The sequence below is a fragment of the Micromonospora sp. LOL_013 genome (assembly GCF_048060315.1).
Taxonomy (GTDB): domain Bacteria; phylum Actinomycetota; class Actinomycetes; order Mycobacteriales; family Micromonosporaceae; genus Micromonospora_E.
Genome location: NZ_JBHMIQ010000039.1, coordinates 36,378 through 63,342 on the forward strand (window position 1 = coordinate 36,378; position 26,965 = coordinate 63,342).

9 protein-coding genes are annotated in these 26,965 nt (G+C 74.9%); 1 reads left to right on the forward strand and 8 read right to left on the reverse strand.

The features are described 5' to 3' along the window. The first annotated feature begins 102 nt into the window (after positions 1-102). Complete coding sequence (locus tag ACFHWS_RS23050; RefSeq protein ID WP_416569028.1) at positions 103-1,362, forward strand: IS701 family transposase; 1,260 nt, start codon at positions 103-105, stop codon at positions 1,360-1,362. Here the strand turns inward: ACFHWS_RS23050 and ACFHWS_RS23055 are convergent. The 8 genes from ACFHWS_RS23055 to ACFHWS_RS23090 form a co-directional block, all read right to left on the reverse strand. Then, positions 1,359-3,269: a helix-turn-helix domain-containing protein gene (locus ACFHWS_RS23055; protein ID WP_416569029.1), complete on the reverse strand. Its 1,911-nt coding sequence runs from the start codon at positions 3,267-3,269 to the stop codon at positions 1,359-1,361. The genes ACFHWS_RS23050 and ACFHWS_RS23055 overlap by 4 nt on opposite strands. A 287-nt stretch (positions 3,270-3,556) precedes the next feature. Beyond that, complete coding sequence (ccrA, locus tag ACFHWS_RS23060) at positions 3,557-4,897, reverse strand: crotonyl-CoA carboxylase/reductase (protein ID WP_416569038.1); 1,341 nt, start codon at positions 4,895-4,897, stop codon at positions 3,557-3,559. A gap of 106 nt (positions 4,898-5,003) precedes the next feature. Continuing rightward, entirely contained in the window at positions 5,004-5,720 is a 717-nt protein-coding gene (locus ACFHWS_RS23065; RefSeq protein ID WP_416569030.1) for a class I SAM-dependent DNA methyltransferase, read from the reverse strand. A gap of 16 nt (positions 5,721-5,736) precedes the next feature. After that, positions 5,737-7,038 carry an activator-dependent family glycosyltransferase gene (locus ACFHWS_RS23070; RefSeq protein WP_416569031.1) on the reverse strand — a complete coding sequence of 434 codons (1,302 nt, stop codon included), beginning with the start codon at positions 7,036-7,038 and terminating at the stop codon, positions 5,737-5,739. Then, positions 7,038-8,330 carry a P450-derived glycosyltransferase activator gene (locus ACFHWS_RS23075; RefSeq protein WP_416569032.1) on the reverse strand — a complete coding sequence of 431 codons (1,293 nt, stop codon included), beginning with the start codon at positions 8,328-8,330 and terminating at the stop codon, positions 7,038-7,040. The genes ACFHWS_RS23070 and ACFHWS_RS23075 overlap by 1 nt, the downstream gene beginning before the upstream one ends. Before the next feature lie 54 nt (positions 8,331-8,384). Beyond that, entirely contained in the window at positions 8,385-13,769 is a 5,385-nt protein-coding gene (locus ACFHWS_RS23080; RefSeq protein WP_416569033.1) for an SDR family NAD(P)-dependent oxidoreductase, read from the reverse strand. A 32-nt stretch (positions 13,770-13,801) separates the two neighbouring features. Continuing rightward, a complete protein-coding gene (locus ACFHWS_RS23085) occupies positions 13,802-18,511 on the reverse strand; it encodes a type I polyketide synthase (RefSeq protein ID WP_416569034.1) in 4,710 nt (1,569 codons plus the stop codon). Between the two features lie 58 nt (positions 18,512-18,569). After that, positions 18,570-26,930 (reverse strand): SDR family NAD(P)-dependent oxidoreductase, encoded by an 8,361-nt coding sequence (locus tag ACFHWS_RS23090; RefSeq protein WP_416569035.1) that lies wholly within the window; start codon positions 26,928-26,930, stop codon positions 18,570-18,572. Between the last annotated feature and the right edge of the window lie 35 nt (positions 26,931-26,965).

A 26,965-nucleotide genomic window follows, 5' to 3' on the forward strand; every position in this document is an offset into this window, starting at 1 on the left:
ACTCACCTGGGCAACACCGGGCCACCGGGCGATCGTGGGACGAGGGCCGGGCCCTGGCCGTGATCAGCGCATCGCCCCACCAGCAGCCGGAGGAGAGTGCCGATGCCCGACGTCCAGGAGAAGAGCCGAACGCGACGGGCCGATCTGGACACGGTGTCCAGGGTGTGCGGCACCCTGCTGGCCTCGCTGCCCCGCGCCGACCAGCGGCGCAAGGGCGAGATGTACGTCCGGGGCCTGCTGACCTCACCTGGCCGCAAGACCATGCGCAACCTGGCCACCAGCACCGACGATCCGGCGGCGGCGCAGAGCCTGCACCACTTCATCAGTTGCTCCACCTGGGAATGGACGATCGTCCGCGCCTCCCTCGCCCGCCATCTGGACCGGCTGCTGTCGCCCCGGGCCTGGGTGGTGCGGTCGATGTTGGTGCCGAAGACCGGCCGGCACTCGGTCGGGGTGGAACGTCGGTACGCGCCGGCGCTCGGCGAGACGGTGAACAGCCAGCAGAGCTACGGGCTCTGGCTCGCCTCGGAGACGGCCGCCGCGCCAATCAACTGGCAACTCTCCATCAGCAAAGGGTGGCTCCAGGACAACCGGACCCGGATCCGCGCCACCGTCCTTGCGGACGAGGACGGCACGACCGGCGACGGAGCGGCGGTGCAGGCAGTCCTGAAGGCCGCGGCCTGGGGCATCGAGCCGCGTCCGGTGGTGATGGACGCGCGGTACTCGGCGCTGCCCCCGCTGGTGGAGGCGTTCACCGCGGCGGGGTTGCCGTTCCTGCTGCGGGTCAGCGGGGGCTGCACCCTGCTGGCCGCCGGGGTCGGCCAGGGCAAGACCCGGGTCTCGGCGGCCTCCGCCGAACACCTGCTCGGCCTGGCGCGGGCCCAGCGCCGCCCGGTGGAGTGGATCGACCCGGCCAGCCCTGGGGCCCGGCGCACCAGCCTGGTGGCGCCCTTGCAGGTGTACTGGCCGGGTACGCCGGACGCCCGCCCGCCCGGCTCGTACGCCGGATCCGCCGCCGGGTCGATCCGGACGGCCGCCCTCGGGCTACCGTTGACGCTGCTCGGCACGTGGCAGACGTACGAGCGCGGGGTACGGCAGGTGTGGCTGACCAACATGACTGGCGCCGGGTACGGCCCGCTGCTGCGGCTGAGTCGGCTCACCCGCCGGGTCGAGGCCGATTTCTCCGACATCAGCCTCGACGTCGGGATGCAGGACTTCGAGGGTCGGTCGTACCCGGGCTGGCACCGGCACGTGACCCTCGCGTCCGTGGCGCACGCCCTGCGGATGCTGGGGCACCAGGAGGCGTCGGTAGGCCCGTCCGGCGGCCCGGGTGCCGCCCACCGGGCCGGGAGCGGGGCCTAGTCGTCGCGTTCCGCGCAGAGCAGGTCCCGGACCCGGTGCAGGCGCAGGGCGAGCTGCATGTCGAGGGCCCGGTCCGGTCTCTGCCAGTCGTCGCCGAGGAGCTGGGCGATGCGGTCCAGCCTTCGGGAGACGGTGTTCGGGTGGACGTGCAGCATCTCCGCCGCGCGGGTTCGGCTGCCGCCCGAGTCGAAGTAGACCTCCAGGGTCTCGGCGAGGTTGGCGAACCGCCGGGCGTCGTAGTTCAGCACCGGCCCGAGGACCCGGTCGACGAAGCCGGGGACGTCGCGGCCGTCGGCCACCAGCAGCCCGAGGAAGCCCAAGTCCCGCGAGCAGGCCGCCCGTCCCGTCGCGTCCAGCGCGGCCAGGGCGTCAACGCACCGGGCCGCCTCCTGGTAGGTACCTCTGACCGCGTCGGCGGTCCGCACCGGGCCGGCCCCGCCGGCGGTGACCGGCAGGCCGAGCAGCCCGCCCAGTTCGCGGGAGACGTCCCGGGCCCGGGCTCCCGGGTCGTGCCCGGGCAGCAGCAGCACCGCGTGTCCGTCGCGCATCGCCTTCATCCCGTCCAGCCCGTGCGCGACGGAGACCGCCCGTTCGACCACGCCGGGCGGGGCGGTGCCCTCGGGCCGGGCGACCACCACCACGTACGGCCGGTCCAGGTCGAACCGGGTCCGGCGGCCATGTTTGCCGTCCCGGTCCAGTTCCGGCCAGGGACCCAGCAGATCCTCCAGCAGCTGGTCGCCCGGACGACCCCGGATTCCGACGGTCTGGGTCAGCAGCAGTGCGACGGACTGGGCGACAGCCGGCAGGATCGCCATCCGCTCGGCGTCGAACGTCTCGTCGGGGTGGAACAGCACACAGCCGAGGTCGTCGGCGCTGGCGGTCACCGGCACCACCCAGGAGCCGGTGCTCAGCCGGGCGGGCCGGCCGGTGGTGCGGGCGCCGAGCCGGGCGCGGGACACTTCCCGCTCGTCGGGTGCAGGGAGGCCACCGACCGCGGCCAGCGCGACACCGGTCCGGTCGCGGACCTGCAACGCCCCACCCAGCCGACGTACCGCGCTGGCGGCCAGGTCGTCCAGTCCGCCGCTGTCGAGGACAAGCTGGACCAGTTCGGGTTGCAGGCCGCTCACCTCCCGGACCGCGCTCAGCTCGGCGCGGGCCTGGGCGGCCTCCTGCTGGGCCTGCTTGAGGTCGGCCAAGGTGTCGCAGAGCACGCTGATCCGGTTCACGGCGGTCGCCGCGAGGTCGGCAAGCAGGCGCAGAGCGGCCACCTCGTCCGGGGCGAAGTGCCGGATCTGCCGGTGGCCGACGTGCAGGTCCCCGAGGTGCTGGCCGTCCACCCACAGGGCCACCGACAGGACGGCGTGCAGCCCTTCCGCGCGGATCAGGCCGTCGGTGACCGGGTGACGTTCGAGCCGCTCGTCGGTAAGGTATTCGGCCGTCCAGGAGATCGGCTCACCGCCGCCGACGGGGACGAGCAGGCCGCGCCGGCGGGGCAGCCGGAAGCCGTCGTTCAGTGTGGTGGCCGCGCCGACGGCCGAGGCGATGTAGGAGTCGCCGGTCACCTTGTCGACCAGGCTGACGAACGCCACGTCGATGGCGAGCAGCAGTTGCGCCCGCCGGACGACCAGGTGCAGCCCGGCCTCCAGATTCGGGGCCCCGGCGAGGTCCCGGGCGGTGTCGACGAGGGCGGCCAGTTCGGCTCCGCGCCGGCACCGCCGGCCGACGGTCTCCCGCAGCTCCAGGGCGAGCCGCTTGGCCGTCACTATCCGGTCGAGCGCGGCCCGGTCCACGCCGTCGCGCTGCGCCTGCTGCACCAGTTCCTCGTACCGTGGGACGGGCGCCTCCCGGGCCAGGAGTTCGAAGAACTGAAGTTCGTGGTCTCGCGACGGAGAGCCGGAGCCAGTCATGCGTCCCACCACCTCGCACACAACGCCTACGGACAGGGGCCAGGAATCCGGGAATCTCCGTTTGCGGCCATCGATACACCTATCGTATCCCGCGAACCGCAACCGATCCCGCACAATCCTTTGTCGACGCTCTGGCGTGCACGGGTACCGCACTGCGCCCTGCCACACCCGCGCAGAGCTGGTCTTTCGCCGTCGGCACCGGGCGGACAGGCCGGCCAGGTCCGGCCCGTGCGAGGTTGCAGACACTTCCTGACTCTCCTATTTGTCCCCGACCGTCGTGAAAGGTCTCACTCCGGCACGCGGAACCGGTTGATCTCGGGTAGGTGGCGCTCCCGCAGCTCGACGTTCCGCACCCCGAGCCCGGACCGTGGCGCGAGTGCCAGGACACCCACCTTGCCCTGGTGGAGGTTGTGGTGCATGTCGTACACCGCCTGGCCGATCTCCTCCATCGGGTAGCAGCGGGACAGCGTCGGGTGGATCTTCCCCTTCACGACCAGCCGGTTGGCCTCCCACGCCTCCCGGTAGTTGGCGAAGTGGGTACCGATGATCCGCTTCAGAGACATCCACAGGTACCGGTTGTCGTAGACGTGCTCGAAGCCACTCGTCGAGGCGCAGGTGACCACGGTGCCGCCCTTGCGGGTGACGTAGACCGAGGCGCCGAAGGTCTCCCGGCCGGGATGCTCGAAGGCGATGTCGACGTCCTCGCCGCCGGTCAGCTCCCGGATCTGCCGGCCGAACCGCTTCCACTCCCGGGGGTTCTGGGTGTGCTCGTCGGACCAGAAGCGGTAGTCCTCGGCGACCCGGTCGACGATGGCCTCGGCGCCCATCCGGCGGCAGATCTCGGCCTTCTGCGGACTGGAGACCACGCAGACCGGGTTGGCCCCGCCAGCCAGCGCGAGCTGGGTGGCGTGCGCCCCGAGGCCGCCGGTGGCGCCCCAGATGAGGACGTTGTCGCCCTGCTTCATCCGGGCCCCGTTGCCGGAGACGAGCTGCCGGTAGGCGGTGGAGTTGACCAGCCCCAGCGAGGCGGCCTCCTCCCAGGTCAGGTGGGCCGGCTTGGGCATCAGCTGGTTGGCCTTGACCAGCGCGATCTCGGCGAGCCCGCCGAAGTTGGTCTCGAAACCCCAGATGCGCTGCTCCGGGTCGAGCATGGTGTCGCCGTGGCCGTCGGCGGACTCCAGCTCCACCGAGAGGCAGTGCGCGACGACCTCGTCGCCCGGCCGCCAGCGGTTCACCCCCGGTCCGACGCGCAGCACCACGCCGGCCAGGTCCGAGCCGAGGACGTGGTACGGCAGGTCGTGTCGCCGGGCCAGCTCGGACAGACGGCCGTACCGCTCCAGGAAACCGAAGGTGGCCAACGGTTCGAAGATCGACGACCAGACGGTGTTGTAGTTGACCGAGCTGGCCAGCACCGCGACGAGGGCCTCCCCGGGACCGAGTTCGGGGACAGGCACCTCCTCGACGTGCAACGACTTGCGCGGGTCCTTCTCCTGGCGGGAGAGGCCCGCGAACATCTCCGTCTCGTCCTTGTGCACGGTCACCGCCCGGTACGAGGGCGGCAACGGCAGGGCGGCCAGCTCCCGCGCGTCCGGCTCCGGAGCGAGGATCGCGTCGAGGATGCGGTTCATTTCGGTGGTGTCTCGCACCTGTGTCTCCCAGGAGTCGGGTGGGCGGGAAGGGGTCAGGTCACGTTCCGGCGTCCGGGGCCGAGCCCCGGGGGGCCGGGCCGGGCGGTCAGGGGTGGACGCCGACGAAGAGGCCCCGGCCGGACGGGCCGGGCGTCAGGTACTCCGTGGTGAAGCCGGACCGCGCGAAGGCGCGCTCGTAGTCGGCCCGCTCGAAGAGGGTGATCAGATGGCTCTCGTCGAAGTGCCGGATCCCACCGTCGGCGCTGGCCACCAGGTAGTGCACGGTGATTCGGGTGGTGCCGCCCTCACGCACCGAGTGGGAGACGCGGGAGATGGTGCGGCCGTCGACCTCCAGCAGGCTCGCGCCCACGTACCCGGGCGTGAACGTCTCCGGGAACCACCACGGCTCGACGATCACCACACCCCCGGGGGACAGATGCGCGGCGAACCGGGCCAGCGTCGCGTCCAGCTCGGCTGTTGTCCCCAGGTGGCCCACCGAGCTGAACATGCAGGTGATGACGTCGTAGCGATGTCCCAGGTCGAAGGTACGCATGTCTCCGAGGTGCAGGGCCGCGCCGGGGTTGCGCTGCTGGGCGATGCTCAGCATGTCCGGGGCCAGCTCGACGCCGCCCACGTCGTCGAAGAGCCCGGCGAGGTGCCGCAGGTGCAGGCCGGTACCGCAGGCCACGTCCAGCAACGTCCGGGCACCTGGCCGGCGGGCCCTGGCCAACGCCGTCAGCTCCTCCGCCTCCGCCGCGTAGTCCTTGCCTTTCCCCTGATACACCAGGTCGTAGACCTCGGCGATGGCGTCCGCGTACATCATGGATCGTGTCAGCCCTTCACGAGTGGTCGGTGGCAGTGCCGGCCGGACGGCCGGACCGGTGCGCTGCGATGAGGGACTCCAGGATCCGGACCACCTCGGCCGGCGACGGTGCGGCAAGCAGCTCGTCGCGTTGCCGACGGGCAGCGGCCGTGATCGACGGATCGCCGAGGACCCGGGCCACGGCGGCACGCAGGGAGTCGGCGGTCAGCTCCTCCGGCCGGATGGCGATGCCCGCCCCGAGCCGTTCCGCCTGCTGCGCCTTGAGCGGGGCGTCCCACAACGACGGGATCATGATCTGCGGGACGCCGTAGAGCGTCGCCGTCGACCAGGTGCCCGCGCCGCCGTGGTGGATGATCACGGCGCAGCTCGGCAGTAGCACGTCGAGTGGCACGAAGTCGCAGATCCGGACGTTGTCCGGAAGGTCGCCGAGGTGGTCGCGCTGGGCGTCGCTCAGCGTAGCCACGACCTCCACGTCCAGGTCGCCGAGGGCGCCGAGCAGCTCCTGGAAGGAGACCGCGTCCTTGCCGTACGTCTCCCGGCTCGACACCCCCAGGGTCAGGCAGACCCGGGGCCGCTCGGCCTTGGCCACCCACTCGGGCACCACCGACGGACTGTTGTACGGCACGTACCGCATGGCCACCCGGCGACCGGGGACGGGCAGGCCGGTGCTCCCTGGTGTGGGGTCGACGGTCCACTCGCCGGTGACCAGGGTCTCCACCTCGTCCTCGCCGATCTGGCAGCCGTACCGGTGCAGCGTCCAGCGCAGCCATTCGGCCATCGGGTCCTCGCGCTGCTCGGCCGGCAGCCCCGCCAGCGCCTCGGTGAACAGCCGCCGGGAGTTGCCCACCACGTCGGGCCCCCAGAGCAGCCGGGCGTGCACCGCCCCGACGACCCGGGCCGCGACCGGCCCGGCGTAGGTAAACGGCTCCCAGAGAACCAGGTCCGGCTGCCAGGAGCGGGCCAGCGCGACCATGTCGTCCATGGTGGAGTCTCCGTTGAGCGGGGCGAAGCACAGCGCCGTGAGCATCGTCTGCTGGCCGAGCAGGTACTCCCAGGTCAGCACCTCGGGCCGGGTCTCGGTGAAGTCCAGGCCCCGCTGGTACGGCACCAGGTCGCCACCGATCTCGGTAAGCAGGTCGATGATCGCCTGGTCGTCGCCGACCGGGACGGCGGTCAGCCCGGACGTCACGATGGTGTCGGTGAGCGAGGGCTGGCTCGCCACCCGGACCTCGTGGCCGGCCGCACGCAGCGCCCAGGCAAGCGGTACCAGGCTGTAGTAGTGGGTGTTGTGCGCGAAGGACGTGATCAAAACCCGCATCAGGTGGCCTCTTTCGTCGCCGGGCGGTCATCGGGCTCAGGGGTGCCGCCGTCCCGGGTGACCGGGAGCCGGGCGTGGCCGAGCAGGACGGGCGAGCGTCGCCACCGGACCCCGCGCCCGGCCGGCCGCAGCGTGGGTGCCGCCTCGGCCAGGGTCCGCAGGGCGGTCGTGACGACGAGCCGAATCAGTTCCCCCGCCCCGGCCAGGTGCGGCACCCCGACGAGTCCGAGCGCCGGGGCCGCCGGGCGGGTCAGGTCGAAGCCGTCCCGGCCGGGGTCGCCCGCCGCGAGCACCGCCCGGTTCGCGGCGGCGACCAGCACGACCAGGTGACCGTCCGCCGGGACGAGCTGCCCGACGACGGTGACGTCCTCCAGCGCGACCCGGCTCTCCAGACGCACCGGAGGGAACCAGCGCAGGGTCTCCTCGACGGCGACGGCGGCCAGGTCGGGGTCGGCACGGAGCAGGGCCCACTGCGAGGGCCGGTCCAGCAGTGCCCGGACCGCGCTGCAGAGCAGGGTCGTCGCCGGTTCGGCGGTGCCGACCGCCAGGGCAAGCCTGGCGGTCACCCGGTCGTCGGCCCGCACGTCAGTGGCCGGGCCGGCCGCGGACGCGCCCTGGGTCGCTGCGGACGCCTCGGCGAGCAGGCCGGCCAGTTCGGCGGTGGCGGCCGCCATGGCCAGGGCGTGCGCCACGGTCTGCGGGCAGAGCCGGCTGTCCAGGGTCCGACCGGCGGCGGCCAGGGTCTGCTCGAACCGGCCCTGCCGACCGGCCGGCACCCCGAGCAGGTCGGCCAGGACCGACGCGGTCAGTCGGCGGGCCAGGGTGGCGAGGTCCACGTCGGTCCCGGCCCCGTCGAGCAGGGTCAGGGTGCTCTTCTCGACCCGGATCCGCAGCCCTTCGGCGTCGGTGCGCAGGACCGGGCCGCCGAGCCCGGTGAGCGCGTCGAGTCGCCGCCGCGTCTCCGGCCCGTAGTCCAGCGCGGTACCGGCCAGCGGCAGGGTCTGCTCGGCGGGGCGGTGCCCGGACCGGTTCAGCCAGCCGAACCGGTCGTCGGTCAGCACCTCGCCGGCCAACGCGGCGTCCCCGGTCACCCAGGTGTCCAGGTGGTCGCTGCGGAACAGCGGCCCGTGCGCGACCACCTGTTGCTCGTACCGGGTGGGGTCGTCGGTCTCCGCCCGCAGGATCAGCGCGTACGGGTCGCCGTGGTTGCCGGCGAACCACTGCGCCGCGCGGGTCAGTTGCAGCCGGCGAGCCCAGGTCGCGGGGTCTCCGTCAATGAGGGCTGTGGTCATCTGCGTTTCCTCCTGCTGTCGTCGGGTCAGCGGGGACGGACCGGACCGGACGGGTCACGGCACGCGGTTCGGGCACACCTCGTCGAGCCACGTGTGCACGGTCGCGGCGGTGACCGCCGCGTGTTCGGTCATCATCGAGAAGTGGGTGCCGGGCACCTCGGTGCTGGTGTGCGCGCCGGCCCAGTGCGAGCGCCAGTCCTGCCTGGCGTCGTCCGGCCAGGTGCCCATCGGCTCGCCGGCGTACAGGTGCAGGACGGGCGCCCGGGTCGGCCGGGGCACCCAGTCCAGGAGCATCCGGTGGTACGCGCCCATGGCGGTCAACCGGGTGTCGTCGACCGGCAGGACGGACCGTTCGGTGGCCCAGGCCAGCATCTCCTCCCGCCACATCCCCATCGCCCCGGGGGCGGCGGGCGTGTAGATGTCCATCAGCACCAGGGCCACCGGCCCGCTGCACCGGGCCTCCAGGTGCAACGCCAGCGCGTGTGCCATGTTCGCCCCGGCGGAGTGGCCCACCAGGACGAAGGCTCTCCCGGCGGCGTACGCCCGGACGGCGTCGGCCTGGGCGTCGAGCAGGGCGTCCAGCCCGGCGGGCAGCGGCTCGCCGGGCAGGAAGCCGGTCTGCGGCAGCACGGCGACGTCGCGCTGGCCGGCCAACGCCGCGGCGAAGGCCGTGAACTCCCGGGGGCCGGACGCCACGGCGGTGCCCGCGCAGCAGATCAGCAGAGGGCCGCCCGCCCCGGTAGCGAGCGGCACCGGCGTCGGCTGCCGCCCGTTCAACTCAGCCGGGCTGGTGAAGAGGGGACGGAAGGTGGCGACGGTGCCGAGGACCGTCACCGCTTCGCCGGCCCGACCGTCGCCGACCGCCCGCCGGTACATGCCGACCAGGGCGCTCTCAGCCGCCGACGGGGCCGCTGCGCCGGCCACGTCCGAGCCCAACCGGTGCAGATGCGCGGCGAGGGCGTCGGGGGTGCCGTGGTCGAAGACCACGGCACCCGGCAGATCCAGCCCGGTGGCCGCGGCGAGCCGGCGGCGCAGGTGCACGGCGGCCAGAGAATCGACACCGAGGGCGGCGAACTCCGCGTCGGCCGGGACGTCGTCGGTGCCGTCGTGCCCCAGCACCTCGGCCGCCTCGGCGAGGACCAGGGCCAGCAGGGCGGCCCGGTCGGCGGTCGCCGGCAGGCGTCGCGGGGGCACGTCGGCGGGTGCCGGGTCGGCCGGGCCAGGCTCCCCGGCCGGCAGATCAGCCAGCAGCGGGGCGGGTCGGGCGGCGGCGAACCCGGCGGCGAACCGGGCCCAGTCCGTGTCGGAAACAGTCACCCCGGTCTCGTCGGCGTCCAGGATCCGCCCGAGTGCGGTGAGCGCGGCCCCCGGGGCCATCGCGCGCACGCCCCGCCGGCGCAGGTACTCCTCCCCCACGCCCTCGCCCATCCCGGCCCCACCCCAGACGCCCCAGGCGACGGAGGTGGCGGGCAGCCCGGCGGCGCGGCGGCGCGCGGCGAGCGCGTCGAGGGCGGCGTTGGCTGCCGCGTACGCGCACTGCCCGCCGCTGCCCCACACCCCGGCGGCGGACGCGAAGGTGACGAAGGCGTTCAGGTCGCCGGTGAGGTCGTGCAGGTGCACCGCCCCGGCGACCTTTCCGGCGCAGACCTCGGCGAACGACTCCGCGCTGGTCTCGCACAGTGGTGACACCTGCGGCACGCCCGCCGCGTGGAAGACCGCGGTGAGCGGCGCGTCGGCAGGCAGATCGGCGAGCAGGTCGGCCACCGCCGCCCGGTCGGCGACGTCGCAGGCGACCACGGTCACCGAGGCGCCGAGCGCGGTCAGTTCCGCCCGCAACGCGGCGGCACCGGGGGCGTCGTCGCCCCGGCGGCTGGTGAGCACGAGGTGCGCCGCCCCGGCGCGCGCCAGCCAGCGGGCGGTGTGCGCGCCGAGCGCCCCGGTGCCGCCGGTCACCAGCACCGTGCCGTGTGGACGCCAGGACCGCGCGGCCGCTGGCGGCGGGGCGGGGACCAGCCGGCGGGCGTACGCGACGCCGGCCCGGACCGCCACCTGGTCCTCCGCGCCGGTCAGGGCGGCCCGGAGCCGGTCCCAGTCCTGGTCGTCCGGCTCGGCCGGCAGATCCACCAGGCCGCCCCAGAGCCGGGGCAGTTCCAGCGCGGCGACCCGGCCGAAGCCCCAGAGCTGGGCCCCGGCGACTGACGGACCCTCGCCGGCCGTCACGGCGACCGACTGCCGGGTCACACACCACAGTGGCGCGGACGCCGCCCGGTCGGCCAGGGCCTGGGTGAGGAACAGGGTCGCCAGCACCCCGCTGGGCACCGCGACGAACCGGGGATGCGGCCGGTCGTCGTCGCCCAGCAGGCTGAGCAACCCGTCCGGACGGGTGCCGCCGACGGCGTCGGCCAGCAGCGCGGCGAGGGTGTCCCGGTCGACGTCGGAGGCGTCCACAGTCACCGGGGTCACCGTGGCACCGGCGCGCCGCAGGGCCGCCTCGGCCGCGCCGGGCAGCGACGGGCGGCCCGGGTGGGTGGGCGCCAGGAGGATCCAGTGCCCACTCCGCGAACCGGGGTCGACGGCCGGCGGCGGCAGAGACCGCCAGTCGATCCGGTACCGCCAGTCGTCGACGCGCGGGACCGGCGGGGCGGGCGGGGACACCCAGTACCGCCGGTGCTGGAAGGCGTACGTGGGCAGCTCGACCCGGCGGGCGCCGGTGCCGGCGAAGAGCCGGGACCAGTCCAGTTCGGTGCCGCCCGCGTACGCGGTGGCGAGCGCGGTCAGCAGGGTGACCGCCTCCGGCCGGCCGGGGCGCAGCAGCGGTACCAGCACCGGCTCCCGCCCGGTGTCGGTGTCGGTGTCGGTGTCGGTGAGGCTCTCCTCGGCCAGCCCACACAGCACCCCGTCGGGGCCGAGTTCGACGAAGGTGGCGACACCCCGGTCCCGGGCCGCGTGCACCCCGTCACGGAACCGGACGGGCCGGCGGACGTGCCGGACCCAGTACTCGGGGTCGCGCAGCTCCTCGGCGGTGGCGAACCGACCGGTCACGTTCGACACCACCGGGATACGCGGGGGGTGGTAGGTGAGGCCCCGCGCCACCTGCCGGAACGGCTCCAGCATCGGGTCCATCAGGGGCGAGTGAAACGCGTGGCTGACGGTGAGGCGCTTCGCCTTGTGGCCGAGGGCGGCGCAGCGCTCGGCGACGGCCAGCACGATTTGCTCGTCGCCGGAGAGGACGACCGCGCGAGGCCCGTTGACCGCAGCCACGGCGGCCCGGTCCCCATGCCCGGCCAGCAGCGGCGCGACCTCGGCCTCGGTGGCCCGGACCGCCACCATCGCGCCGCCTGGCGGCAGCTCGCCCATCAGCCGCCCGCGCGCCGCGACCAGCGCGCACGCGTCGTCGACGGCGAGCACCCCGGCAACGTGGGCAGCGGCCAGTTCGCCCACCGAATGGCCGAGCAGCGCGTCGGGGCGCACCCCCCAGCCGTCGAGCAGCCGGAACAGCGCCACCTCGACGGCGAAGAGGGCGGCCTGCGCGTACCGGGTGCCGTCCAGCAGCCGGGCGTCGGCCGAGTCCGGCTCGGCGAAGAGCACCCGCAGAAGGGGACGGTCGAGGTACCGGTCCAGCCCGGCGACGAGCTGGTCCAGGGCGGCGGCGAAGGCCGGGTAGGCCCCGTACAGCTCCCGCGCCGCACCCACCCGCTGGCTGCCCTGCCCGGTGAAGAGGAAGGCGGTCCCGCCATCGCGCCGTACCGTGTCCCGGACCAGGCCGGGTGCGGGGCCGCTGGCGGCCAGCGCGTCGAGGGCGTGGCGCAGGCCGTCCCCGTCGGGTGCCAACAGTACCGCCCGGTGGGCCAGGGCGGCCCGGGTGGTGGCCAGGGAGAACCCGACGTCCAGTGGGTCCGGTTCGGTGGCCGCAGCCAGGTGCGCACGCAGGCGATCGGCCTGGGCGCGCAGCGCGGCTTCGGTGCGGGCGGAGAGCACCCATGGCATCAGCGGCAGGGCCGTCGGAGGGGCCGCCCCGGCGGGCGGGGCCGGGGCGGCGGTGGAGGGTGCGGGCGGCTGCTCGACGATCACGTGGGCGTTGGTGCCGCTGACGCCGAACGCGGAGATCGCGGCCCGTCGGGGCGCCCCGGACACCGCCGGCCAGGGCACCGCCCCGGTCGCCAGCCGGACTGCCCCGGTGGACCAGTCGACCAGCGGGGTCGGCACCTCGGCGTGCAGGGTGGGTGGGATCGCCTCGGCCCGCATCGCCATCAGCATCTTGATCAGTCCGCCGACGCCGGCCGCCGCCTGGGCGTGGCCGATGTTGGACTTCAGTGAGCCGAGCCAGAGCGGCCGGTCCTGGTCCCGGTCGGCGCCGTAGGTGGCGAGCAGGGCCTGCGCCTCGATCGGGTCGCCGAGCCGGGTACCGGTGCCATGCGCCTCGACCACGTCGACCTGGTCGGAACCGAGCCTGGCGTCGGCCAGGGCCAGCCGGATGACCCGCTGCTGGGCCGGGCCGCTCGGGGCGGTCAGCCCGTTGCTGGCACCGTCCTGGTTGACCGCCGAGCCCCGAATCAGCCCCAGCACCCAACGGCCGTCACGGACGGCGTCGGAGAGGCGTTGCAGAACCAGGACGCCGACGCCCTCCGCCCAGCCGGTGCCGTCCGCGCCCGCGCCGAAGGCCTTGCAGCGGCCGTCGGCCGCCAGGCCCCGCTGCCGGGAGAACTCGACGAAGGCCGCCGGGTCCGGCATCACGGCCACTCCACCGGCCAGCGCCAGCCCACACTCCCCGCGGCGCAGCGCCTGCACCGCCAGGTGCACCGCGACCAGCGAGGACGAGCAGGCCGTTTCGACGGTCAGCGCCGGGCCCTCCAGCCCGAGTACGTACGAGATCCGTCCGGACAGGACGGCGTCCGCGCTGCCGGTCAGCCGGAAGCCCGCCGACCCCTCGGGCACCTGCGACGGGTCGGTCGCGTACCCCTGGTGGGCGGCGCCGACGTACACCCCGGTCCGGGAGCCGCGCAGGCTGCGCGGATCCGTCCCGGCGCGCTCCAGCGCCTCCCAGGACACCTCCAGCAGCAGCCGCTGCTGCGGGTCCATCACGATCGCCTCGTGCGGGGAGATCCCGAAGAAGGCGGCGTCGAAGTCGCCCGCCCCGGTGAGGAACCCGCCCTGCCGGCAGTAGGTGGTGTGCGGCGACTCGGGATCCGGGTCGAACACCGCGTCGACGTCCCAGCCCCGGTCGGCGGGGAAGTCACCGATCGCGTCGGTGCCCGACGCGACCAGCCGCCACAGGTCCTCGGGGGAGGCCACCCCGCCCGGGTAGCGGCAGGCCATCCCCAGCACGGCGACGGGCTCGTGGAGCGCTGCGAGCAGTTCCCGGTGCTGTCGGCGCAGCCGCTCGGTCTCCTTGACGGAGGTCCGCAGCGCCTCGATCACCTTGTCGGGGGGCATGGCCATGGGTGGGCTCCTTGAGGAAGGGGTCGGGCGGGTCAGGAGCCGGCGCTGTCCAGCGCCATACGCACCAGTTCCTCCGAGTCGAGGTCGTCGATCTCGTCGGTGACCGGGTCGGGCCGGGACGGCACCGCGTCGTCGCGCAGCCCGGCCAGCGCGAGCAGGCCGTCCAGCAGCCCGGCGTCACGCAGTCGGGCCAGCGGCAGGGTGGCCAACGCCCGCCGGACCTCGGCCTCACCGGGTTCGCCGCCGGTTGGCGCGGGCGCCACCAGCCCGTCCAGATGCCCGGCGACCGCCGTCGCGGTGGGATGGTCGAAGACCAGCGTCGCCGGCAGCGGCACGCCGACCGCGGCCTTGAGCCGCTTGGCCAGGTCGACGGCGGTGAGCGAGTCGAAGCCGATCTCCCGGAACGCGGCGTCCGGGCCGACGTGCTCCGGGCCGGGGTGCCCGAGGACGGCGGCGACGTGCCGGCGGACGAGGTCGAGCAGGATCCGGTGGCGTTCCTGCGGGGCCGCCGCGGCGAGCCGCTGCGGCAGGTCGTTGTCGGCGGGTGCCGCCCCCGGCGACACGGCGGCGGCCAGCGCGGCACCGACCTCCGGCAGGTCGCCGATCAGCGCGCTGGGCCGGAACGCGGTGAACCCGGCAGTGAACAGGGCCCAGTCCACATCGGCGACGGCGACGAAGGTCTCGTCCCGGTCCAGGGCCGCCAGCAGGGCGTCCACGCCCCGCTCGGGCGGCATCGGCCGCAGGCCCCGGCGGCTGAGGTAGTCCCCGGCGGCGCCGTCCCCCATGCCACCCGCGCCCCACAGGCCCCAGGCGACAGAGGTGGCGATGTGGCCCTCGGCGCGACGCCGTTCGGCGAGCGCGTCCAGGGCCGCGTTGGCCGCCCCGTACGCGCTCTGCCCGCTGCTGCCCCACACGCCCGCGTTCGAGGAGTACAGGACGAAGGCGTCCAGGTCGTACCGCCGGGTGAGCTCGTCGAGGTGCCGGGCCCCGGCGACCTTCCCGGCGAACACCTCGGCGACCTCGGGCAGACCGGTCTCGTCGATCGGCACCGAGTGCGCGACGCCCGCCGTGTGGAACACAGCGGTCAGCGGCGGGTCGGCGGGCAGGCCGGCGAGCAGCTCCGCCACGGCGGCCCGGTCCGCGACGTCGCAGGCGGCCACGGTCACCTCGACGCCCAGCGCGCGCAACTCCTCGACCAGGTCGGACGTGCCCGGGGCGTCCGACCCGCGCCGGCTGGTCAGCACGAGGTGCGCGGCCCCGTCGGCGGCCAGCCGGCGGGCCACGTGCGCGCCGAGCGCGCCGGTGCCGCCGGTGACCAGGACGGTGCCCCGGGGCCGGTACGCGCGCTTCTGGGGCAGCGTGGGCGCGCGCCGCAGCCGACGGCCGTACGCGACCGCGCCACGCAGCGCGACCTGGTCTTCCGCGCCGGTCAGCAGGTCGACCAGCAGGTCCCAGACCGGCCCGTCCGCCGCGGTGGGCAGGTCGACAAGTCCGCCCCACGACCGGGGCAGTTCGAGCGCTGCGACGCGGCCGAACCCCCAGACCTGCGCCTGGTGGTCGTCGGCGGTCTCGGTCGGCGCGACGGCGACCGCGCCCCGGGTGACGGTCCACAGCCGGGCCGCAGGCAGGGCGTCAGCGACGGCCTGGGTGAGCAGCAAGGTCGCGGTGGTGGCGACGGCGACGGCCGGGTGCTCGGGGTGCGGACGACGGTCGGTGCCGAGCAGGGACAGCACGCCCTCGGTGTCCGGGCCGGCGGTGGTGGTGAGCAGCGCGGCGAGGGCGGCCCGGTCGGCGGTGACCGGATCGACGCTCAGGTGCCGCACCTGCGCGCCCCGCGCGGTGAGCGCAGCCGTGGCCGCCTCGACCGGCTCCGCCGGCTGGTCCCCGGCGGTGACCAGCAGCCACCGTCCGGTCAGCGGGCCACCGGTGTGCGCCAGCCGCTTCCAGCCGACCCGGTACCGCCAGCCGTCCACTGTCGTCGCGGCGGTGGCCGGAGCGGCGGGCTCCAGCCAGTAGCGCTGCCGCTGGAAGGCGTAGGTGGGCAGGTCCACGGCGGTGCGGGCGGTACCGGCCAGGGCCCGGGACCAGTCCACGGCCACCCCCTGGGTGAACGCTTCGGCCGCCGAGGTCAGGAACCGGGCCAGGCCGCCCGCGTCCCGGCGCAGCGACCCGACGGCCACCACCCGGACGCCGGCCGCGTCCGCGATCTGCTGGATGCCGGGAACGAGGACGGCGTGCGCGGCGGCCTCCACGAAGGTGCGGTGCCCGGCGTCGAGCAGTAGCCCGACGGTCTCCGCGAAGCGGACCTGACCGCGGAGGTTCCGGTACCAGTACCCGGCGTCCAGGGCGGTGGTGTCGATCCGGGCGACATCCACTGTGGAGTAGAAGGGGATCTGCGCCGGGCGGGCGGCCACGGGGCCGAGGGCGGTGAGCAGGTCGTCGCGCAGCCGCTCGACGTGCGCCGAGTGGGAGGCGTAGTCCACCGGGATCCGCCGGACCCGGACCTGCTCCGCCTCGTACGCCGCGACCAGGGCGGTGACCGCGTCGGCGTACCCGGCGACCACGGTGGACTGCGGCCCGTTGACGGCAGCCACGTCGAGCCGCCCCGCCCAGTCAGCCAGCCGAGGCGCGACCTGGTCGGCCGGGAGCTGGACCGAGGCCATGCCACCAGGGCCGGAGAGCACCCGGCCGATGACCTGGGACCGCAGCGCGACCACCCGGGCGGCGTCGGCCAGGGTCAACGCGCCGCACACCACGGCGGCGGCGATCTCGCCCTGGGAGTGGCCGACCACCGCGTCCGGCTCGACGCCGAGCGAGCGCCACAGCTCGGCCAGGGACACCATCACCGCCCAGGAAGCCGGCTGGAGCACGTCGACGCGCTCCAGCGGCGGGCTGCCGGCAGTGCCCCGGACCACGTCGCCTAGCTTCCAGGCGGTGTACGCCGCCAGCGCCTGCTCGCAGCGGGCCATCGACTCGGCGAAGACCGGTGCCTCGTCGAGCAGGTCGGCGGCCATGCCGGCCCAGTGCGTGCCCTGGCCGGGGAAGACGAAGACGGTCCGCCCGGTCGGCGCGGCGAGACCGGTCGTCACGGTGGGGCCGGGTTCGCCCGTGGCCAGCAGATCCAGCGCGTCGAGCGCCGGTTGCCGGTCGGTGGCCGTCACCACCGCCCGGTGGTCGAAGACGGACCGGGTGGTGGCCAGTGCGAGGCCGGTGGCGGCCAGGTCGGGGGCCGGGGTGGCCGCCAGGGTGTCGCGCAACCGCCGGGCCTGCCCGGCCAGCGCCGCCGCCGACCGGGCGGAGAGCACCAGCGGCACCACCGGCAGCGGGGTGCCGGTCGTGGCGGTCGGATCGGCAGACGCGGGGGCCTGCTCAAGCACCACGTGGGCGTTGGTGCCGCTGACCCCGAAGGAGGAGACCCCGGCGCGGCGCGGCCGGTCCGTCTGCGGCCACGGCCTCGCCTCGCGCAGCAGGGCAAGCTGACCGGTCGACCAGTCGACCTCGGTGGTCGGGGTGTCCACGTGCAGGGTCGGCGGCAGGATCCCGTGCCGCATCGCCAGCACTGTCTTGATCACCCCACCGACTCCGGCGGCGGCCTGGGTGTGGCCGATGTTCGACTTCAGTGAGCCGAGCCAGAGCGGCCGGTCGGCGGGCCGGCCGGCACCGTAGACGGCCATCAGGGCCCGCGCCTCGATCGGGTCGCCGAGCCGGGTACCCGTGCCGTGGGCCTCGATCACGTCGACGTCCGCCGCCGGCACCTGGGCGTCAACCAGCGCCTGCCGCAACACCCGTTCCTGGGCCGGGCCGCTGGGCGCGGTGAGCCCGTTGCTGGCCCCGTCCTGATTGACCGCTGTGCCAGTGACCAGGGCCAGCACCCGGCGCCCGTGCCGGACAGCGTCGGAGAGCCGCTCCACGACCAGCATGCCGACTCCCTCGGCCGGCCCGAACCCGTCCGCCGCGTCGGCGAACGCCTTGCAGCGGCCGTCTGGGGCCAGCCCCCGTTGCCGGGAAAACTGTACGAACACCGCCGGGTCGGCCAGCACCGTGGCCCCGCCGGCCAGTACCAGGTCGCACTCCCCCTGCCGCAGCGCCCGTACCGCCAGGTGGAGGGCCACCAGCGACGACGAGCAGGCGGTGTCCACGGTGACCGCCGGGCCCTCCAGGCCCAACAGATACGAGATGCGCCCGGAGGTGAAGCTGACCACGCCGCCGGTCAGCAGGTGCCCCTCCAGTTCTGCCGAGGGTTGCCCGGCCAGGTCGGTGTAGCCGTTGTGCCAGGCCCCGACGAACACTCCGGTACGGCTGCCACGCAGCAGGTCAGGGGGGATACCGGCGCGCTCCAGTGCTTCCCAGGAGGTCTCCAGCAGCAGCCGCTGTTGCGGGTCCATGGTCAGCGCCTCGCGGGGCGAGGTGCCGAAGAAGGCGGCGTCGAAGTCACCGACCCCGTCGAGGAAGCCACCCTCCCGGCAGTAGGTACGCCCCGCGGCCGCCGGGTCCGGGTCGTACAGCGCGTGGCCGTCCCAGCCATGGTCGTCGGGAAACGGGGAGATCGCGTCCGTACCCGAGGCCACCAACTCCCACAGCTCCTCCGGGGAGCTGACCCCGCCCGGGTAGCGGCAGGCCATCCCGACGATCGCGATCGGCTCGTGCGCCCGCGACTCGACCGCGCGCAGCCGGTCGGAGACCCGGGTGAGTTCGGTGGTGGTCCACTTCAGGTACTCGCGGAGCTTCTGCTCGTCCGACATGCCCAAACCCATCCTTGTCCGTCGGTTCCGTCCGTCTCGTCGCCGTCCCGAGCGCCGGTCAGGAGGTGCGGAACCGCTCATCGATGAACGCGAAGATGTCGTCGTCGGCGGCGGACTCCAGCATCTCGGCCGCCTCGGCGCCGTCGGGTTCGGCCGCGTCGTCCCAGATGGCACCCCACCGGCCGGGCAGCGCCGCGAGCCGGACGCCGATCTCCCGCCGCACCAGGTCGTCCAGCTCATCGAAGATGGCCCCGTCGGTGCCGGCCAGGGCTGCCTCCAGCCGGCTCAACTCGGCCAGCAACGGCACCTGCGCCGTGGCCGGCTCGGGTGCGAGGGCGGCGAGCAGGTGCGTGGCGAGAGCATCCGGGGTGGGGTGGTCGAAGACCAGCGTCGCCGGCAGGCGCAGCCCGGACGCGGTGGCGAGCCGGTTGCGCAGTTCCACCGCCGTCAGGGAGTCGAAGCCGATCTCCCGGAAGGCCCGGTCGGCGTCGACGGTCTGCGGATCGGTGTGCCCGAGGACAGCTGCGGCGTGCCCTCGGACGGTCTCCAGCACCACGTCCCGCTGCTCGTCGGCGGTCAGCCCGGCGAGCCGGTCGGCGAGGGTGCGCTCCCCGTCGTCGCGGGCCACGGCGCCGGCCGCGCTGCCGGTCGCCGCAGTCGGCACCAGGTCGGACAGGAACGCCGGGACGGGGCCGGCGGCCCGTAGCGCGCCGACGGTGAGCCGGATCGGGACCTGGAGCGCCTCGTCCACCCGCTGCGCGGCGTCGAACAGGGCCAGGCCCTGGTCGACGTTGAGCGGCAGCACGCCGCCCCGGGCCATCCGGCGGCGCATCCCCTCCTGGTCGAGGTGCCCGGCCATCCGACTGCTCTCCGCCCACAGGCCCCAGGCCAGCGACACCGCCGGGAGTCCCTGCGCACGCCGGTACTGGGCGAACGCGTCGACGAACCCGTTGGCTGCCGCGTAGTTGCCCTGACCGGGGCTGCCGAACAGGGCCGCCGCCGAGGAGAACAGCACGAACGCGGACAGGTCCAGATCCCGGGTCAGCTCGTGCAGGTTGATCACCGCATCGGCCTTGGGCCGCAGCACGGCGTCCACCTGCCCGGGGGTCAGCGCGGTCATGGTGGCGTCGTCGAGGGCACCGGCGGTGTGCACGACGGCGGTGAGCGGGTACGCGGCCGGGATGCCGTCGAGCAGGCCGCGCAGCGCCTCCCGGTCGGCGACGTCGCAGGTGACGACGACGGCCGACGCGCCGGCCGTAGCCAGCTCCTCGACGAGCGCGGACGCGCCCTCGCCGGCAGGTCCACCCCGGCTGGCCAGCACCAGGTGCCGGACCCCGTGCCGGGCGACCAGGTGCCGAGCGACGGCGCTGCCGAGCGTACCGGTACCGCCGGTGATCAGCACCGTGCCGTACGGGTCGAACGCGGGCGGCATGGTCAGCACCACCTTGCCGACGTGCCGGGCCTGGCTGATCAGGCGGAACGCGTCCCGGGACCGACGCACGTCCCGGACGGTCAGCGGCAGTGGCCGCAGCACGCCCGCGTCGAAGAGCGCCATCAGCTCCCCGAGCAGCTGCCCGACCAGCTCCGGCCCGGCCTGTACGAGGTCGAACGCCCGGTAGTCGACGCCCGGGTGCCCGGCGGCGATCCGTTCGGGGTCACGGATGTCGGCCTTGCCCAGCTCCAGGAAGTGACCGCCGCGCGGCAGCAGCCGCAGGGAGGCGTCCACGAACTCCCCAGCGAGGGAGTTCAGCACCACGTCCACGCCCCGCCCGCCGGTGGCCGCCAGGACCTGGTCGGCGAAGTCGAGGCTGCGTGAGTCGGCGATGTGCGCGTCGTCGAGGCCGAGGCCACGCAGGACCTCCCACTTGCCCCGGCTGGCCGTGGCGTAGACCTCCACGCCCAGCTGCCGAGCGAGTCGGAGGGTCGCCATGCCGACCCCGCCGGCGCCGGCGTGCACCAGCAGCGACTGTCCGGGGCGGATCCCGGCGAGCCGGGTGAGTGCGTAGTGGGCGGTGAGGAACACGGCCGGCACGGACGCGGCCTCGGCGAACGACCAGCCGGCCGGTACCGGGGCGACCATCCGGGCGTCGGCGACGGCCACCGGGCCGAACCCGCCGGTCCACATGCCCAGCACCCGGTCGCCGGGGGCGATCCCGGTCACGTCCGGCGCGACCTCGGTGATCACCCCAGCGCCCTCCGCGCCCAGCACCGGGTTGCCCGGGTACAGGCCGAGGGCGATGAGGGTGTCCCGGAAGTTGACCCCGGCGGCGCGGACCGCGACCCGGACGTGGCCGGCCGGCAACGGCGCCTCGGCGTCCGAGGCCGGCACCAGCGCCAGGCCGTCCAGGGTGCCCTGCCCACCGGCGGCGAGCCGCCAGGCGACGTCGGTCGGGGGCGTCAGCGGGCCGTCGGGCCGGGGCCGGGGCCGGGTCAACCGGGGCACGTACGCCGTTTTGGCGCGCACCGCCACCTGCGGTTCCCCGGTGGCCAGCGCGGCCGGCAGGGCCTGCGCGGCGGCCGGGTCGGCGTCCACGTCGACGAGGACGAACCGGTCCGGTTCCTCGGACTGGGCGGACCGCACCAGCCCCCACACGGCGGCGGGGACCGGATCGACCTGCTCGGGTCCGTCGCCGACCGACACGGCCCCGGTGGTGACGAACGCCAGGGTGGCCGCGCCCAGCCGGCCGTCGACCGCGAGCCACGACCGGGTCAGCTCCAGGGTCCGGAGCACGACCGCGCGGACCGCGTCCGGCCCGACCGGCGCCCCGGCGGCGACCGGCACGGCGACAACGTCGGGCACCGTCGCGCCCTCAGCCACCGCCGCGACCAGGGCGGCCAGATCCGGGTACGGGTCGCAGACCGTGCCGGCCCGGGCCAGCCCCCCGGTCAGCCCGTGGTCGTCGCCACCGACGACCGCCCAGCGCTGGACCGGTACGGCGGTCAGGGCCGGCCGGGCGGCCCAGGTCACCTGGTACAGCACGCCGTCCCCGGTGCCGGGAGCACCCGAGGTGAGCGCCGCCACCGGGACCGGACGCACCAGCAGCGAGTCGACCGCCACCACCGGGCGGCCCTGCTCGTCGGCGCAGACGATCCGCACCGCGTCGTCGCCTGCCGGGCTGACCGTGACCCGCAGCCGGTCGGCGGCACCGCCGGACGACGACACGCCGCGCAGCGCAAACGGCATCCGCAGCTGCCCGTCCTCGGGAAAGAACGCGCCTAGGCTCATCACCTGGAACGCGGCGTCGAGCAGCGCCGGGTGGATCCCGAAGCGGGGCTGCCCGGCCTGCGGGGTGGGCAGGGCCACCTCGGCGTACACGGTGTCGCCGGCCCGCCAGGCGGCCCGTACCCCCCGGAACAGCGGCCCGTACTGGTAGCCCCGGTCGGCGAAGCGGTCGTACATGTCCGCCACGTCGACGGGTTCCGCGCCGGCCGACGGCCAGGTCGGCTCCGGCGTACCGGCGTCGGCGGGGTCGGCGTCGGCGGGGTCGGCCGGGCCGAGGGTGCCCTGGGCGTGCCGGGTCCACGCGGTGTCCGGTTCCGCCCCATCGACGCGGGAGTGGACGGTGAGCTGCCGCCGTCCGTCCGCGTCCGCCTGGCCGACCACCAGCCGGACCTGCACCGCCCCGTCGTCGGCCAGCACCAGCGGCGCGTCCAGGGTGAGCTCCTCGATTCGCTCGCCCCCGTTGCGCCGTCCCGCCCAGAGAGCCAGCTCGGCGTAGGCGGCGCCGGGCAGGATCGCCGTGCCCAGCAGGGTGTGCTCGGTAAGCCACGGGTGGCTGCGGGGACCGAGCCGGGCCGAGTACACCTGACCGCCCTGGTCAGGCAACTCGACGGCGCCGCCGAGCAGCGGATGGTCAGTGCCGCTGAGACCGACGGAGGCGAGGTTCCCGGCCACGGCCGGTGCCTGGTACCAGTACCGTTCCCGCTGGAACGGGTACGTCGGCAGGTCGACCCGGCGAGAGTCGGTGCCGAAGAGCACCGCGGCGTCGATCTCGACACCGTGCGCATGGGCGAGACCGAGCGCGACCCCGAAGCCCCGGGCACCGCCCTTGCCGCGCCGCAGCGTCCCCAGCACCGCCACCGTGGCGTTGACGTCCGCCGCCGTGCCCTGCACCGACACCGCGAGCATCGGATGCGGGCTGGGCTCCAGGAACGCCCGGTGCCCCTCGGCGAGCATTGCCCTGGTGGCCTGCTCGAACTCCACCGGATCACGCATGTTGCGGTACCAGTAGTCGGCGTCGAGCTGCGCGGTGTCCAGCAGCCCGCCGGTGACGGTGGAGAAGAACGGGATCTGCGAGCTACGCGGCGACACCGGGGCGAGGACCGCCATCAGATGGTCCTTGAGCACGTCCACCTGCGCGGAGTGCCCGGCCGTGTCCACCCCGGGGATGGCCCGCGCGTGCACCTCCTCGGCGGTCAGCTCCTCGACGAGGTCGGCGAGCGCGTCGGGGTAGCCGCTGACCGCGGCCGTCCCGGGACTGTTGACGGCCGCGACTGAGAGCCGGTCGCCGAAGCGGGCCAGTCGGGCGCGGAGCTGGTCAACCGGCAGCGACACGGCCGCCATTCCGCCCTGACCGGCCAGCCGCAGCCACGCCTGGCTGCGCAGCGCGACGATCCGCGCGGCGTCGTCGAGGGTGAGGCCACCGGCCACGTAGGCCGCCGCGATCTCTCCCTGGGAGTGGCCGACCACGGCGGCGGGGTGCACGCCCAGCGCCCGCCAGGCCGCGGCCAGCGACACCATCATCGTGAACAGCACCGGCTGGACCACGTCCACCCGGCTCAGTGACGGTGCGTCCGGTTCGCACCGGAGCACGTCCAGCACCGACCAGTCGAGGTACGCCCGCAGCGCCGTGTCACACTCCTCGGCGCTGGCGCGGAACGCCGGGGAGCGGTCCAGCAGCTCGTCGGCCATCTCGGCCCACTGCGAGCCCTGCCCGGGGAAGACGAACGCGACCCCGCCCTCGGTGGCGGCCCGGCCCCGCAGCAGCGACGGGTGCTCCTCGCCCCGGGCCAACGCGGCGAGGGCGTCGAGCGCCTCGGCCCGGCTCTCCCCGACGACGACGGCCCGGTGCTCGAAGTGCGCCCGGCTACCGGCCAGGGTGTACCCGACCTCGGCGATGTCCAGGTCGGGTGCCTCGATCAGCCGGGCCCGCAGCCGGCCGGCCTGCGCGCCGAGCGCGGTGGTGCTCCGGGCCGACAGGAACAGCGGGACGGTGACCTCGTCGGAGGGGTGGTCGTGCAACTCGTGCACGGTGGGCGGGGCCTGCTCGACGATCACGTGGGCGTTGGTGCCGCTGATACCGAAGGAGGAGACCGCTGCCCGGCGTGGCTCGTCGCCCGCCGGCCACGGCACCGCCTCGGTCAGCAGGGACACCGCGCCGGAGGCCCAATCCACCTGGGGGGTCGGCCGGTCCACGTGCAGGGTGCGGGGCAGCGTGTCGTGGCGCAGCGCCAGGATCACCTTCAGCACCCCGGCGACACCGGCGGCCGCCTGGGTGTGGCCGATGTTCGACTTCAGCGACCCGAGCCACAGCGGCCGGTCCGCCGGCCGCCCCTGCCCGTACGTCGCCAGCAGCGCCTGCGCCTCGATGGGGTCGCCCAGGGCGGTGCCGGTACCGTGTGCCTCCACGGCGTCGACCTGGTCGGCGCGCAGGCCCGCGTCGGCCAGCGCCTGCCGGACGACCGCTTGCTGGGCGGTGCCGTTCGGGGCGGTGAGGCCGTTGCTGGCGCCGTCCTGGTTGACCGCCGTGCCCCGGATGACGGCGAGGACCTCCTGACCGTCCCGGCGCGCGTCGGAGAGCCGTCGCACCACCATCATGGCGGCGCCCTCGCTGAGCCCCACGCCGTCGGCCGCGGCGGCGAACGCCTTGGACCGGCCGTCCGGTGACATGGCCCGCTGCCGGGAGAACTCCACCAGCATGTCCGGCGTGGACATCACGGTGGCCCCGCCGACCAGGGCCAGGCCGCACTCGCCCCGACGCAGCGCCTGGACGGCCAGGTGCAGGGCGACCAGCGAAGCGGAGCAGGCGGTGTCGACGGTTACCGCTGGGCCCTCCAGGCCGAAGACGTAGGAGAGCCGGCCGGACATCACGCTGGCCGAGTTGCCGGTGCCGAGATAGCCGTCGAAGTCGTCCGCGCCGCCGCGCAGCAGCGGCATGTAGTGCTGGCCGTTGGTGCCCACGAAGACTCCGGTCCGGGTACCCCGCAACGTGGTCGGGTCGAGGCCGGCCCGTTCCAGGGACTCCCAGGTGGTCTCCAGCAGCAGGCGCTGCTGCGGGTCCATGGCCAGCGCCTCACGGGGGGAGATCCCGAAGAAGGCGGCGTCGAAGTCCGGCGCGTCGTGCAGAAAGCCGCTCTCCCGGACGTAGGTGCGGCCGGGTGCGGCCGGGTCCGGGTCGTACAGCCCGTCGACGTCCCAGCCCCGGTTGGTGGGGAACGTCGAGATGCCGTCCCTGCCCTTGTCCAGCAGTTCCCACAGCTCCTCTGGGGAGGTGACACCGCCGGGAAACCGGCAGGCCATCCCGATCACCGCGACCGGCTCGTCGTCGCCCACCGTCGACGGGGCGACCGGCAGGTCGCCAGCGGTGGGGTCCGCCGGGCCGTCGCCGGCCGCCGGGCCGAGTAGTTCGGTACGCAGGAACGCGGCCAGCGCGCGGGAACTCGGGTGGTCGAATACGACCGAGGCCGGCAGGGCGAGTCCGGTGGCGGCGTTGAGCCGGTTACGCAGTTCGACCGCCCCCACGGAGGTGAAGCCCAGCTCCCGGAACGCCCGGCCCGGGTCGACGTCCTCGGTCCCGTCATGGCCGAGGACGACCGAGACGTGGGCCTGGACCATCCGCAGCAGCGCACGGTGTTGGTCGGCCACGGGCCGGCCGCGCAGGGATCGGGCCAGGTCGGAGCCGGCGTCGTCGGCAGGGGCGTCGTCGGCAGGGGCGTTGTCGGCGTCGCGGAACGTGCCCGTCCCGGGCAACTCGTCGAAGAGCGTGCTCGGCCGCGCAGCCGTGTACGAGGCGACGAAGCGGGCCCAGTCCACGTCGGCCACGGTGACGTGGCCCTCGCCCATGGCCACGGCCTGCGCCAGCGCATCGAGCGCGGTCCCCGGCTCCAGGGGAGTGAGCCCGGTACGACGCAGCAGGTCGAGGTCGGGGCCGACCCCGTCGACGGGCTCCGGGTGCGCCCACGGTGCCCAGGCGACCGCCGTCCCGGGCAACCCCCGGGCCCGCCGGGCTTCGGCGAGCGCGTCCAGACGGGCGGTCCCGGCCGCGTAGCCGGCGTGCCCGGCACCGCCCCAGGTGCCGGTGACCGAGGAGCAGACGACGAAGGCGTCCAGCTCCAGATCCAGTTCCGTCACGAGGGCGTCGAGGTGGTCGGCGGTCGTGGTCTTGGCGGCGACGGCGGCGGCGAGTTCCGTGCGGCTGGTGTCGGTCAGGGCGGCGGCCGCGACGGGCGGCGGGGCCACCACGACCGCGCGGGGCCGGTGGGCGGTGAGCAGGCCGGCGAGCGCGGCGCGGTCGGTCGGGTCGCAGTCGACCAGGGTCACCCGGTCGGCGGGCAGGTCGGTGCTGGACACGTCGGCCGGGCCGGCGAGCACCACGTGCGCCGCGCCACCGTCGAGGAGACGACGGACCAGGGGTACGGTGACCGGCCCGGGCTCGCCGACGAGCAGTGCGGTGTCCCGGAGCTGCCAGTCGCCGGTGGCGGGCCGGGCGTGGACGAGGCGTCGGCCGTGCAGCCCGGAGACCCGGACGGCGACCTGGTCCTCGCCGCCTGTGCCGGCCAGCGCGGCGGCCAGGTGAGGGTAGGCGCGGGGGTCGGGGCTGGCCGGCAGGTCGACCAGGCCACCCCAGCGGTCGGGTAGTTCCAGTGCGGCGACCCGGCCGAGTCCCCACACCGGGGCCTGCCCGGCGTCCGGCGAATCGCCTGGGAAGACGGCCACGGCACCCCGGGTGACCGCCCAGAGACGGGCTGGCGTGTCGGTGTCGGCCAGGGCCTGGATCAGGGCGAGCGTGGCGGTCAGGCCGAGCAGCGCGGCGTCCGGCTCGTCGCCGCCGGCGCGGGCCAACAGGGAGACCACGCCGGTCAGGCCGGCCGGGTCCGTCGCGGTGACGGCGGTCAGGTGCTCGGCGAGGCGGACCCGGTCGGTCGCCGGGTCGACGGTCAGCAGGTCCACGGTGGCGCCCCGGGCGGTCAGAGCCTGCCGGACGCCGTCGGTCGTCTCGTCACCGCCCAGCGCCTCGGGCGCCACCAGCAGCCAGCGTCCGGTGAGCCACCGAGGGCTACCGACCGGAAGCGGCTTCCAGGTGATCCGGTACCGCCAGCCCGTCGTCGGGTCGGTGTCACCGCCGACAGCGGTAACCGGCCTGGGAGTCTCGGCCCAGTAGCGGCGTCGCTGAAAAGGATACGTAGGCAAATCAACCACCCGACCCCCAACACCAGCAAACACCGCACCCCAAT

What these genes read in the sequence shown, in the direction of transcription:
- ACFHWS_RS23055 (WP_416569029.1), bottom strand. Translation starts at nt 3,269, where the DNA reads ATGACTGGCTCCGGCTCTCCGTCGCGAGACCACGAACTTCAGTTCTTC.
- ACFHWS_RS23085 (WP_416569034.1), bottom strand. Translation starts at nt 18,511, where the DNA reads ATGTCGGACGAGCAGAAGCTCCGCGAGTACCTGAAGTGGACCACCACC.
- ACFHWS_RS23065 (WP_416569030.1), bottom strand. Translation starts at nt 5,720, where the DNA reads ATGATGTACGCGGACGCCATCGCCGAGGTCTACGACCTGGTGTATCAG.
- ACFHWS_RS23075 (WP_416569032.1), bottom strand. Translation starts at nt 8,330, where the DNA reads ATGACCACAGCCCTCATTGACGGAGACCCCGCGACCTGGGCTCGCCGG.
- ACFHWS_RS23070 (WP_416569031.1), bottom strand. Translation starts at nt 7,038, where the DNA reads ATGCGGGTTTTGATCACGTCCTTCGCGCACAACACCCACTACTACAGC.
- ccrA (WP_416569038.1), bottom strand. Translation starts at nt 4,897, where the DNA reads ATGAACCGCATCCTCGACGCGATCCTCGCTCCGGAGCCGGACGCGCGG.
- ACFHWS_RS23050 (WP_416569028.1), top strand. Translation starts at nt 103, where the DNA reads ATGCCCGACGTCCAGGAGAAGAGCCGAACGCGACGGGCCGATCTGGAC.
- ACFHWS_RS23080 (WP_416569033.1), bottom strand. Translation starts at nt 13,769, where the DNA reads ATGGCCATGCCCCCCGACAAGGTGATCGAGGCGCTGCGGACCTCCGTC.